9 protein-coding genes and 3 tRNA genes are annotated in these 12,033 nt (G+C 66.3%); 8 read left to right on the top strand and 4 right to left on the bottom strand.

The features are described from left to right. The 5 genes from NFW30_RS14640 to NFW30_RS14620 form a co-directional block, all read left to right on the top strand. Positions 1–935 (top strand): branched-chain amino acid ABC transporter permease (locus NFW30_RS14640; protein WP_295355977.1); only part of this gene is annotated, 935 nt, incomplete at its 5' end. Positions 936–1,023: 88 nt separating this feature from the next. Then, positions 1,024–2,361, top strand: coding sequence for an ABC transporter substrate-binding protein (locus NFW30_RS14635; protein WP_295355976.1), 1,338 nt, complete (start codon positions 1,024–1,026; stop codon positions 2,359–2,361). Between the two features lie 88 nt (positions 2,362–2,449). After that, positions 2,450–3,262, top strand: a complete 813-nt coding sequence (locus NFW30_RS14630) for an ABC transporter ATP-binding protein (protein WP_295355975.1) — start codon at positions 2,450–2,452, stop codon at positions 3,260–3,262. Between the two features lie 157 nt (positions 3,263–3,419). Continuing rightward, positions 3,420–3,770 carry a hypothetical protein gene (locus tag NFW30_RS14625; RefSeq protein ID WP_295355974.1) on the top strand — a complete coding sequence of 117 codons (351 nt, stop codon included), beginning with the start codon at positions 3,420–3,422 and terminating at the stop codon, positions 3,768–3,770. Beyond that, positions 3,767–4,933 carry a CaiB/BaiF CoA-transferase family protein gene (locus NFW30_RS14620; RefSeq protein WP_295355973.1) on the top strand — a complete coding sequence of 389 codons (1,167 nt, stop codon included), beginning with the start codon at positions 3,767–3,769 and terminating at the stop codon, positions 4,931–4,933. Before NFW30_RS14625 ends, NFW30_RS14620 begins: the two co-directional genes overlap by 4 nt. Before the next feature lie 73 nt (positions 4,934–5,006). On the opposite strand, the gene NFW30_RS14615 is transcribed toward NFW30_RS14620, so the two are convergent. The 4 genes from NFW30_RS14615 to NFW30_RS14600 form a co-directional block, all read right to left on the bottom strand. Then, on the bottom strand, positions 5,007–5,453 hold the full coding sequence (locus NFW30_RS14615; RefSeq protein WP_295355972.1) for a PhaM family polyhydroxyalkanoate granule multifunctional regulatory protein: 447 nt from the start codon (positions 5,451–5,453) through the stop codon (positions 5,007–5,009). 58 nt (positions 5,454–5,511) lie between these two features. Further along, positions 5,512–6,312 carry a class I SAM-dependent methyltransferase gene (locus tag NFW30_RS14610; protein ID WP_295355971.1) on the bottom strand — a complete coding sequence of 267 codons (801 nt, stop codon included), beginning with the start codon at positions 6,310–6,312 and terminating at the stop codon, positions 5,512–5,514. 56 nt (positions 6,313–6,368) lie between these two features. Then, positions 6,369–9,920 carry an indolepyruvate ferredoxin oxidoreductase family protein gene (locus tag NFW30_RS14605; protein WP_295355970.1) on the bottom strand — a complete coding sequence of 1,184 codons (3,552 nt, stop codon included), beginning with the start codon at positions 9,918–9,920 and terminating at the stop codon, positions 6,369–6,371. 111 nt (positions 9,921–10,031) lie between these two features. Continuing rightward, positions 10,032–11,438: an FAD-linked oxidase C-terminal domain-containing protein gene (locus NFW30_RS14600; protein ID WP_295355969.1), complete on the bottom strand. Its 1,407-nt coding sequence runs from the start codon at positions 11,436–11,438 to the stop codon at positions 10,032–10,034. Between the two features lie 165 nt (positions 11,439–11,603). Here NFW30_RS14600 and NFW30_RS14595 point away from each other — a divergent pair. The 3 genes from NFW30_RS14595 (at position 11,604) to NFW30_RS14585 (ending at position 11,930) form a co-directional block, all read left to right on the top strand. Then, positions 11,604–11,688 (top strand) — tRNA-Tyr (locus NFW30_RS14595). Positions 11,689–11,739: 51 nt separating this feature from the next. Beyond that, positions 11,740–11,813, top strand: a tRNA-Gly gene (locus NFW30_RS14590). A gap of 42 nt (positions 11,814–11,855) precedes the next feature. Next, positions 11,856–11,930: transfer RNA gene (locus NFW30_RS14585), tRNA-Thr, on the top strand. Positions 11,931–12,033: the final 103 nt, after the last annotated feature.

The following is a 12,033-nucleotide window of genomic DNA, read 5'->3' as shown; positions in this document are numbered from 1 at the left end:
CCGTTCGCGGGATGAGCGAGCGCCTCAGCCCTCTGGGAGAGGAAGACGTAACAGTCAACATCCTGGTCGGCTACTGCGGCCAGATCACCCTCGGTGCCGGCGCCTTCATGGCTGTCGGCGCCTATGCCGCCTACAATTTCCACATCCGCATCGACGGTCTGCCGCTGCTCGTCTCGTTCCTGCTCGGTGGCTTGACGGCGGCCGCTGTCGGCATCTTTTTCGGCATCCCGAGCCTGCGCGTCCGCGGGCTCTATCTGGCGGTGGCGACGCTAGCCGCGCAGTTCTTCACCGACTGGGTCTTCCTGCGTGTTCCGTGGTTTACCAACAACGCTTCGTCCGGGTCGGTGTCCGTCGCCAACCTGCAGGTCTTGTCCTGGCAGATCGATTCGCCGGTGGACAGGTACCTGCTCTGTCTGGTGATCCTGGTGCTTTTCGCGCTGCTGGCGAAGAACATGACGCGCTGCGCCATCGGCAGGCAGTGGATGGCGATCCGCGACATGGACGTGGCGGCCGAGGTGATCGGCATCCGGCCGCTGTTTGCCAAGCTTTCGGCCTTTGCCGTCAGTTCCTTCTTCGTCGGCACTGCCGGGGCCCTCTGGGGTTTCGTCCACCTGGCGTCATGGGAGCCGGCGGCGTTCTCCGTCGACCGTTCGTTCCAGCTGCTGTTCATGGTGATCATCGGTGGCCTCGGTTCGATCATGGGCAGTTTTTTCGGTGCCGCTTTCATCGTCATCCTGCCGATCGCGCTGAACCAGTTCCTGCCGGCGATCGGCAGCGTCTTCGGCATCAGCATTTCGACGGCCGGCGTGTCGCACGCCGAATTGATCATTTTCGGCGCTCTGATCATCTTCTTCCTGATCAAGGAGCCGCACGGCATCGCCCGCATGTGGTCGACCGCCAAGGAGAAATTGCGGCTGTGGCCATTTCCGCATTGAGGGCGGTGATCCGCTCTCGCCCGTTGCAGCGCCACCCAGGCGCATCGTGCTGGACGTACCCCGATGAATACAACCAGAGGAGACATTGATGAAACTGCAGCAACTCGTTCGGATGGCGTCTGTGTCAGCGCTGGCGCTCTCTGCCTCACTGACTGCTTTGCCGGTTCTGGCGCAAGCCAAGGAGCAGTTCTTTCCGGTCCTGGTCTACCGCACCGGCGCTTATGCGACCAATGGGCAGCAGTGGGCGAATGGTTATCTCGATTACCTCAAGCTGGTCAATGCCAAGGGGGGCATCAACGGCGTCCGGATCAGTTTCGAGGAATGCGAGACCGGCTATGCAACCGACCGCGGAGTCGAGTGCTATGAACGTCTGAAGGGCAAGGGGGGTGGCGCGACGGTCTTTCAGCCGCTGTCCACGGGAATCACCTTCGCCCTGACCGAGAAGGCGCCGGTGGACAAGATCCCGCTGATCACCGCCGGCTACGGGCGCAGCGAGTCGCAGAACGGCGCCGTCTTCACCTGGAACTTCCCGCTCCTCGGCACCTACTGGGTCGGCGCCGATGTCGCCATCCAGCACATAGCGAAGAAGGAGGGCGCTGTCGGCAAACTCAAGGGGAAGAAGATCGCGTTGGTCTATCACGACAGTCCCTACGGCAAGGAGCCGATCCCGATCCTGCAGGAGCTGGGCAAGGCCTATGGCTTCGACGTGCAACTGCTGCCGGTGGCGCATCCCGGCGTCGAGCAGAAGTCCACCTGGCTGCAGATCCGGCAGCAGAAGCCGGATTACGTGCTGCTCTGGGGCTGGGGCGTGATGAATTCGACGGCGCTCAAGGAGGCACAGGCGACCGGCTACCCGCGTGACCGGATGCTCGGCATCTGGTGGGCTGGCGCCGAACCGGACGTCAAGGATGTCGCCGACGGAGCCAAGGGCTACAGCGCGATGACCCTGCAGCATGGTGCCGAACCGGGCTCGAAAGTGGTCAAGGAGATTCTCGAGCTGCTCTATGCCAAGGGCCAGGGTACCGGTCCGAAGGAGGAGGTGGGCAACGTGCTCTACATGCGCGGCCTCATCTCTGCGATGCTCGGCGTCGAAGGCGTGCGCAAGGCGCAGGAGCGTTATGGCAAGGGCAAGGTGATGACCGGCGAGCAGGTGCGCTGGGGTCTGGAGAACCTCAACCTCGACCAGAAGACGCTCGATGCGATGGGTTTTGCCGGCGTCATGCGGCCGGTGCAGACCTCGTGTCTCGATCACATGGGCTCGGCGTGGGTGCGCGTGCATACCTGGAACGGCAACAAGTGGGAGTTCAGCTCGGACTGGTATCAGGCGGACGAGAAGAACCTGCGGCCGATGGTGATGCTGGCTTCCGGCAAGTATGCCGAGGAGAAGAAGATCAAGCCGCGCACTCCCGAGGAGTGCAGGAAGTAGTCCGCAGACCCGCCCGGTCGCGGGTCGCTGGCGGGCCCGCCTGCTGCGTGGCAGGCGGGCCGTGCCGCAACTCTGGCGCAGGAGGCTCATGAGCACCGACAACACACTTCTCCGCGTCAACAGCATCGAGGTGATCTACAACCACGTCATCCTGGTCCTCAAGGGGGTTTCGTTCAGCGTTCCGGAGGGCGGTATCGTTGCCCTTCTGGGCGGCAACGGCGCCGGCAAGACGACGACGCTGCGCGCGGTCAGCAACCTGTTGCGTGGCGAACGCGGCGAGGTGACGAAGGGCACCATCGACCTGCGTGGCGAACGGATCGAGGCGCTGACGCCGGCCGACCTGGTGCGGCGCGGTGTCATCCAGGTGATGGAGGGGCGCCACTGTTTCGCCCACCTGACCGTCGAGGAGAACCTGCTCACCGGCGCCTATGCGCGGCGTGATGGCAGGGCAGCCATCCTGCAGACGCTGGCGAAGGTCTATTCGTATTTCCCGCGACTGCAGACACGACGCAGCAGCCAGGCCGCCTACACCTCGGGTGGCGAGCAGCAGATGTGCGCCATTGGTCGGGCGCTGATGGCGAATCCGCGCATGGTCCTGCTCGACGAACCGTCAATGGGACTGGCGCCGCAGATCGTCGACGAGGTCTTCGGCATCGTCAGGGATCTCAACCAGAAGGAGGGCGTGACCTTCCTGCTCGCCGAACAGAACACGAACATGGCGCTGCGCTATGCCGATTTCGGCTATATTCTCGAGAACGGTCGCGTCGTGATGGAGGGCGCGGCCAGGGATCTGGCGGCCAACGAGGATGTCAAGGAGTTTTACCTCGGCCTGTCGTCGGGTGGGCGGAAGAGCTTTCGCGACGTCAAGCACTATCGCCGACGCAAGCGCTGGCTGTCGTGACGGGAGGAGCCGCACGGAAAAGGCAACGAGTACGGGTTTCGGCGTCCTCCTGCTGTTCACTTCACTCTTCGCCAGTGCCGCACAGCCGGCGTCCGGCGAGCGTCGGCTGCCGCAGCCGGGCGACTGCGTCCTTCTGCGCGAGGGCGGTGACGGCTGGTTGTTGCGGGCACCGACCTACTGGCTGCGCGGCACCATCGCCGAACTAGTGCCGCAGCGACGCCGGGCTGAGCTCTGTCCGCAGATCGGCAAGCCGCTGGCGGCCTATACGCGTGCCGACCATGCGCGCATGGCGGCGGCGACGCCCTGCGTGCTGAATGCGGCGGCGGTCGGCGAGGTCGACGTGCTGCGGGTGCACGTGCGGGTCGATTCCTGGGAAACGCCGTGGTCACACCAGAACAGGCCTCCCGGCTGGCTGTTCCGCGGGCAGTTTCTCGACCAGACGCTGCACAAGGGAATGGTGATCGACATGGATGCCAGCTGGCTCGAGCCCTGTGAGGCCGGATCATGAGCGGTGCCCCGCTCTGCGGCGTGCGCGTTCTCGACCTGACGCGCCTGCTCCCCGGACCCGTGGCGACCCTGCATCTCGCCGACCTCGGGGCCGATGTGATCAAGATCGAGGACCATGCGGCCGGCGACTACGCGCGCATCCTCGGCGATGGCCCGGACGGCGTCAGCGTCTTCTACCGCTGCGTCAATCGCAACAAGCGCGGGCTGCGCCTCGACCTCAAGCAGGCGCAGGGAAGGCAGGTCTTCCTGCGCCTCGTGCGCGACGCCGACATCGTCGTCGAGAGCTTTCGGCCGGGGGTCAGCGACAAGCTCGGAATCGGCTACGCTGCCTTGCGGGCGGCCAATCCGCGCCTCGTGTACTGCGCGATCACCGGTTACGGACAGACCGGGCCGCTGGCGATGGCTGCCGGCCACGACCTCAACTACATCGGCCTCGCCGGCGTTCTCGACCAGATCGGCGTTGCCGGTGGCCAGCCAGCGATTCCCAACCTGCAGGTGGGCGACCTCCTCGGCGGCGCGCTGACGGCGGTGATGGGCATCCTCGCGGCGCTCTTCGACGCGCAGCGCAGTGGCCAGGGTCGCCTGGTCGATGTGGCGATGAGCGAGGCGGTGCTGGCGCACAACCTGTTTCCCTTCTTTGCCCTGCAGACAGCCGGGTGCGTACCCGAGCGCGGCGGCGACCAGCTCAGTGGCGGCGATGCCGGTTATGGCGTCTATGCCACCGCCGATGGTCGCTTCATGGCCGTGGCGCCGCTCGAAAGGAAGTTCTGGGATCTCTTCTGCGATGCCGTCGGGCGACCCGACTGGCAAGCGCGGCACGCGGCGCGTGGCGCCGCCGCTGCCGCCCTGCGCAGCGAACTCGCGGCGCTCTTCGCCAGTCGGGACCAGGCGAGCTGGAGCGATTTCTTCGCTGCTATCGACTGCTGCGTGACGCCGGTGCTGGATGTCAGGCAAGCGCTGCGCCATCCGCATTTCACCGCTCGCCAGATGGTCGTCGAGGCTGACGGCGTGCGCCAGTATGCGCCGCCATTGAAGCTCTCGGGCTGGGTCTTCGCCGTCGAACGTGCAGCCCCGGCACCCGGCGAGCATGCACGCGAGATCCTTCGCGCGGCCGGTTTCAGCGACGAGGAGGTGGATGCGCTGCAGCAGGAGTCGGTGATCTGAGGCCGGCAGCGCCGGCGCGCCGACGGACTCGTCTCGTAGCACTCGTCGCCGGCGGCCGGCGACCGCGCGGTTCTCAGCTCTTTGGCGGCTCTTCCTGCCCCTGCCTGGCCTGCACGGCTGCCGTCGCGGCCTTCTGCATCTGCTCCTGCATCTGCTGCAGCAAGGTCAGCGGCCACAGCGCGGCCTGCTTGAGCGCCTCATTGCCGCTGCCGGGCTCGGCCAGGCTGCTGCCCTGGGCCTCGTCGCCGACGCCGGCCGTACCGTAGCTGCTTGCCATCTGGCCCATCGCGCGCACGGCGTTCAGGGTCACGCATTGCATCTCGAGACCCTGGATGGTCATCTGCAGCATCGACAGGTTCATCTTCAGCCAGTTCTCGACGGCCTTGAGGTCGCGGATCTTCTTCTCGATATCTTCGACGTTGAGGCTCGGGGTGACCATGCCGGGCAGGGAGACGCCCATGCTGCCCCACATTTTCCTGGCGAAGCTCAGGGGATCGGGTACGGAATTGAGGTTCGACATTGTTCTTGCTCCGGTGTGATGGGGTGAGCCATCTTAACAAAGTTGTGCCGCTGCGGCTTCAGACACGGTAACAGAAAAGGCGGCTGTGCCGGCGGTCGCCGACATCGACTTCGTGCGTGGCGGTGACGCCGGGCACGGCGAAGCTGTTGCTGATGAACAGGCTGCCGGGGCGCATCTCGCGGACCACCTTCTCCCACAGGGCAGCCATCGGTGCCGGCGAGAGGAAGGCGTAGACGACATCGTAGGCGGCAAGATCGGCTTGCCAGAGGTCTCCCCAGCGCCAGGCACAGTTGGCGGTGGCTGCCGTACGCACGCGGCCGACCAGCCAGGTGGCCGGTGCGTTCTCGATGCCGGTGAAACAGGCGTCCGGTCGCGCGACCGCCAGCGGCTGCACGATGCTGCCGATGCCGGCGCCGAGATCGAGGAAGTGCAGGTCGTGGCAATCGCGCGTGAGTGCGGCGAGTGTGTCGACGGTCTGGCGGCTGGAGAAGTAGAGGGGGATCTGGCCGGACAGGGCGCCACGATAGACGAGCAGCAGCAGCATGAAGGCGAGCAGGAACCAAGCGGGGTCGAGCTGCAGCAGTGAGACCCCCCAGGCGAGCGGCGCGAAGAGCGCGTGCACGACCCGCCACCACCAGGGCTGGCGGCTCAGCGTGGCGAAGAGCAGGGCGACTGTGCCGATGACGATAGCGGTCTGCGGCCACGGCAGTGCTTCGCCGCGAATGCCGTAGTAAGGCCAGGCGAGCGAGAGCACGGCGAGTGCGGCGGCGAACTGCAGCGCCAGCTGCCGCTGCGGTCGGGGCAGGGCCACTGCCGGCGTGTCGGTGCGCTCTGGAGATGGTGCGGGCAGAAGGGGCACGCAGAGGGTCCTCGAGGCTGAGCGGTGCATTGTATTCCCGCTGCCGCGTTGCGCGCTCAGTCCGCCGCCGCCGCGGTGGCCGGAGCCGGCAGCAGGAGGCCTCGCAGCTCCTCGCGCCGGGGCCGCATCCTGAGCACCGCGGCTGCCTTGACGTGGCCGAAACCGCGCAGCTGTTCGGGCAGCGACGCGAGTTCGATGGCGGTGGCGAGCGTCGTCAGATCGAGGCGTGAGAGCAGCAGTTCGATGTCGGCTTCGTAATCGGCGAGGAGTTGTCGTTCCACCTTCCTTTCCTGGCTGCCGCCGAAGGGATCGAAGAATGTGCCGCGCAGAACCTTGAGCCGGCTCAGGACGGCGAGTGCGCGCATCATCCAGGGCCCGTAGCTGCGTTTCGCAACCCTGCCGGTGTCTGGATCGGGTTTCGCCAGCAACGGCGGCGCGAAATGGAAACGGATCCTGAAGTCGCCCTCGAAGTGCTCCGAAAGTTGCTGCCTGAATGCGGGGTCGGAGTGCAGCCGTGCGACCTCATACTCGTCCTTGACTGCCAGCAGCTTGAAGTAGCCGCGCGCCACCGCTTCGCTCAGGCGGGTCGAGCGCAGTGGCCGCTCGCTCGCCCGCACACGTTCGACCAGCCGGCGGTAGCGTTCGGCGTAGCGTGCGTCCTGATAGTCGGTCAGGGCTTCGATGCGGCGGTCGATCAGTTCGTCCAGGCTTGCCGAGAGCCGTCGGGCGGCTGTGCGGCTCGGCGGAACCGCCAGCCGTTGCACCGTCTGCGGATCGTGCGCCGTTCGCCTGCCCCAGAGGAAAGCCTGGCGGTTCTGCTGGACGGCCGTGCCGTTGAGTTCGATGGCACGGTCGATGGCCGCCAGCGACAGCGGCACCAGTCCCTTCTGCCAGGCGACGCCGAGCAGGAAGAGGTTGCCGTGGATGCCGTCACCGAGCAGGCTGCGCGACATCTCCGCGGTGTCGAGGAACAGTGGGGTGCCCTTGCCACAGGCATCGTCGATCAGTTCCTGCAGGCGCTGTCGCGGGAATTGCCAGTCCGGGTTGCGGGTGAACTCGGCGGTAGGGGTGCCGGCGATGTTGATCACGGCCCGTGTCTTGCCGGCGAGGAGCTTCGAGAGTGCTTCGGTGCTGGCGCTGACGACGAGGTCGCCGCCGATGAGAGCGTCCGCTTCTCCGGTGGCGATGCGTGCCGCGTGGATGTCCTGCGCCCGGTCGGCAATTCGCAGGTGCGAGAAGACGGCGCCGAACTTCTGCGCCAGGCCGGTCATGTCGAGTACCGAGACGCCCTTGCCGTCGATGTGGGCGGCCATGCCGAGCAGCGCTCCAAGCGTCACGACGCCGGTACCGCCGACGCCGGTGATGAGGATGTTGAATGGTCGCGTGGTATCTGCCAATGGTGGGTCGGGGAGTGTGGCGAGCGCGTCGCCGTCGACGGCGATGGCGCTGCCACGGCGCAGCCTGCCTCCTTCGACGGTGACGAAGCTGGGGCAGAAGCCGTTCAGGCACGAATGATCCTTGTTGCACGAGGACTGGTCGATCGCCCGCTTGCGACCGAACTCGGTCTCCACCGGGACCACCGACAGGCAGTTCGACTGCACGCCGCAGTCGCCACATCCCTCACAGACCGCCGCGTTGATGAACACTCGCCGGGCCGGGTCGGCAAGCGTGCCGCGCTTGCGCCGGCGGCGCTTCTCGGTGGCGCAGGTCTGCTCGTAGATCAGGATCGACACGCCGCGGTGTTCGCGCAGCTCGCGTTGCACGGCGTCGAGCTGGTCGCGGTGGCGGACCGGCGTGTTCGGCGCCAGATCGCGCACCCGCCGGTACTTTTCCGGTTCATCGCTGACGATGACGATGCGGCTGATGCCTTCTGCCTCGAGCTGGCGGGTCAGCTGGCCGACACCCAGCTGGCCGTCGACCGGTTGGCCGCCGGTCATCGCGACGGCGTCGTTGTAGAGGATCTTGTAGGTGATCGAGACGCCGGCAGCGACCGCCTGGCGGATCGCCAGCAGGCCCGAGTGGAAGTAGGTGCCGTCACCGAGGTTGGCGAAGATGTGGCGGTCGCCGGAAAACGGCGCCTGGCCGACCCAGGTGACGCCTTCGCCGCCCATGTGGGTGAAGGTGGACGTATTGCGGTCCATCCAGGTCACCATGTAGTGGCAACCGATGCCGGCGACGGCGCGCGAGCCGGTCGGCAGGCGGGTCGAGGTGTTGTGCGGGCAGCCGGAACAGAAATAGGGCGTGCGCTGGAGGGTGCTGCCACTGGCTGCCAGCGTGGTCGTGGCGGTGAGGCTTTGCTGCTTGGCTTCGAGCAGTCGCAGGCGGGCCTCGATGGCCGGCGAAGTGAAGAAGCGGCCGATGCGCGCCGCCAATGCGCGTGCCACCTGCGCCACCGACAGCTCGCCGGCTGCCGGCAGCAGCCAGTCGCCCTGGCGCAAGTGGCCGCTGCCGGTCGGCAGCAGCGACCATTCGCCCTTCTCGTCGAACTTGCCGACGACGCGCGGGCGGACGTCCTCGCGCCAGTTGTACAGTTCCTCCTTCAGCTGGTATTCGAGCAGCTGCCGCTTCTCCTCGACCACCAGAATCTCCTCGAGGCCCTCGGCGAAGCGGCGTACGCCGTCAGGCTCGAGCGGCCAGACCATGCCGACCTTGTACAGCCGGATGCCGATCCGCGCCGCGAGTCCGTCATCGATGCCGAGCTCGTCGAGCGCCTGACGGACATCGAGGTAGGCCTTGCCGGCGGTGATGATGCCGAGCCGGGCGGGGTTGTCCGGATCATTGCTGTCGATAAGCACGCGGTCGAGCTGGTTGGCACGGCAGTAGGCGAGCGCGGCGTACAGCTTGTGGTTGAGCAGGCGTGCCTCCTGCTGCAGCGGAGGATCGGGCCAGCGGATGTTGAGGCCATGCGGGTCGCCAGCCGGCATCTCGTAATCGTCGGGCAGGCGAATGACGGTTGCCGCCGGGTCGATCACTACCGATGCCGAGGTTTCGACGGTGTCGGCAAGCGCCTTCATCACCACCCAGCAGCCCGAGTAGCGGCTCATCGCCCAGCCGTGCAGGCCGTGATCGAGATACTCCTGGACGTTGGCCGGATAGAGAACCGGCATCATCACCGCCTTGAAGACGTGCTCGGTCTGGTGCGGCAGCGTCGATGATTTCGCTGCGTGATCATCGCCGGCGATGACCAGGACGCCACCCTTGCTGGCTGTCCCGGCGGCATTGGCGTGGCGGAAGACGTCACCGCAACGGTCCACACCGGGACCCTTGCCGTACCACATGGCGAAGACGCCGTCGTATCTCGCGCCGGGGAAGAGCCCGAGTTGCTGCGTTCCCCAGACCGCGGTCGCCGCCAGGTCCTCGTTCACCGCCGGCTGAAAGACGATGTGGTGGGCGTCCAGATGTGGCTTTGCCTTCCACAGTGCCTGGTCGAGACCGCCGAGCGGGCTGCCCCGGTAGCCGGCGATGAAGCCTGCCGTGTTCAGTCCCGCGGCACGATCGCGCAGCGCCTGCAGCATCGGCAGCCGCACCAGTGCCTGCGTGCCACTGAGGAAGACGCGGCCCGAGGTCGCGGTGTACCGGCTATCGAGCGTGACCGACAGATCACCCATGGGCCTTCCTCCTCATCCGATCGATCGTCGCCAGCAGCCTGCGCGCCATCGGCTAACTGATCTGACCTTTGGCCGGGGCGCTGGTTGCCTCCCGGCACGGGTTTTCGTGGTTCAGGCAGGCGGCAGCATCTTGCCCGGGTTGAGCAGGTGGTCGGGATCGAGTGCGTCCTTGATCGCCCGCATCGCGGCCACTGCCTCCTCACCATGTTCACGCAGCATGAAGCGTGTCTTGCCGATGCCGATGCCGTGTTCGCCACTGCAGGTGCCGGCCATCGCCAGCGCCCGCTCGACGACGCGCTCGTTGATCCAGTCGGCTTCCTGCAAGTCGTGTCCGTTTGCCGGGTCGACGAGCACGACGAGGTGGAAGTTGCCGTCACCGACATGGCCGAAGAGCGCCACCGGGATCGAGACGCGGGCGATGTCGGCGCTGGTCTCGCCGATGCATTCGGCGAGGCGGGAGATGGGTACGCAGACGTCGGTCGGAAAGGCGCGATGTCCCGGCCTGAGCTGCAGGCACGCGAAATAGGCATGGTGGCGGGCTTGCCACAGGCGCGTACGCTCCTCGGCGTGCGTGGCCCAGGCGAAGTCCGCGCCGCCGTGGTCGCCGGCGATGGCCTGCACCGCCTCGGCCTGTTCCCTGACCGACTCCGGGCTGCCGTGAAACTCGAAGAACAGCGTCGGCAGTTCCTTCAGCGCCGTACCGCTGTAGCGGTTCACCGCCGCCAGCGTCAGTCGGTCGAGCAGTTCGACGCGCGCCACCGGGATGCCTGTCTGGATCGTCTCGATGACGGTGTCCACGGCGCCCGCGACGCTGCCGAAGGCACAGACCGCCGCTGACATGGCTTCCGGCAATGGCTGCAGGCGCAGGGTAAGTTCGGTGATGATGGCGAGCGTGCCTTCCGAGCCGATCAGCAGGCGCGTCAGGTCGTAGCCGGCGGAGGACTTACGGGCGCGGCCACCGCAGCGCAGGATGCGGCCGTCGGCGAGCACGGCGGTGAGGCCGAGGACGTTGTCGCGCATGGTTCCGTAGCGGACGGCGTTGGTCCCGGAGGCGCGGGTCGCCGCCATGCCGCCCAACGAGGCATCGGCTCCCGGGTCGATGGGAAAGAAGAGCCCGCTCCCCTTCAGGGCGGCGTTCAGCTGCAGGCGGGTCACCCCCGCTTCGACCGTGGCGTCGAGGTCCGCCGCGCGCGTCGCGAGGATCCGGTTCATCCGCGCCAGGCTGATGGTGATGCCGCCAGCGGTGGCCAGCACCTGTCCTTCGACCGAACTGCCGCTGCCGAAGGCGATCATCGGGACGCGATGCTGCCGGCACAGCTGGGCGACCTCGACCACCTCCTGGGTGCTCTCGACGAAGACCACGCCATCGGGTGGGGCGGTGGGGTGCATCGACTCGTCGCGCCCGTGTTGCGCGAGGACCGACTCGCCCTGAGCGAAGCGCGCGCCGAAGCGTTGCCGCAGGCTGCTGCTGACTGCCGGGGGCAGGGGGGGCCGGGCGCGGGGGCTGGCGTGGCGCATCGTGGTCCGATCCAGACGACGGGATGCGGAGCGATTCTACGCTGTTGGCCACCAATAGGGCAGCGGTTGTGGTCGCCCATGTCGTCGCTGGTGCCCGACTGCAGCCGGAGCGAAAAACCATTTGACAATCCGTCCTTCGGGCTTCAGAATCGCGGGTTCTTGGCTGGAGGGATACCCAAGTGGCCAACGGGATCAGACTGTAAATCTGACGGCTCCGCCTTCGAAGGTTCGAATCCTTCTCCCTCCACCAAGAATGCCGCCGTTGGTGCAGCTGTCCAATCGTTCTTCGGGTAATGGTTTTGCGGGTGTAGCTCAATGGTAGAGCTGAAGCCTTCCAAGCTTATGACGAGGGTTCGATTCCCTTCACCCGCTCCAGGCTGCAGCCGCGGAATTGCTTCAGGAACCTCGGTCATCGATGCCCATGTAGCTCAGCGGTAGAGCACTCCCTTGGTAAGGGAGAGGTCGACAGTTCAATTCTGTCCATGGGCACCAGGGATTGGTGCTGTAGATTCATTGTTAACTTCTAACGTCTTGAGGTACCGTTAATGGCCAAGGGAAAATTTGAACGCACGAAGCCGCACGTCAATGTTGGCAC

It is taken from the genome of Accumulibacter sp. (genome assembly GCF_023806635.1).
GTDB lineage: Bacteria > Pseudomonadota > Gammaproteobacteria > Burkholderiales > Rhodocyclaceae > Accumulibacter.
This window is presented reverse-complemented; position numbering and strand designations above follow the sequence as displayed.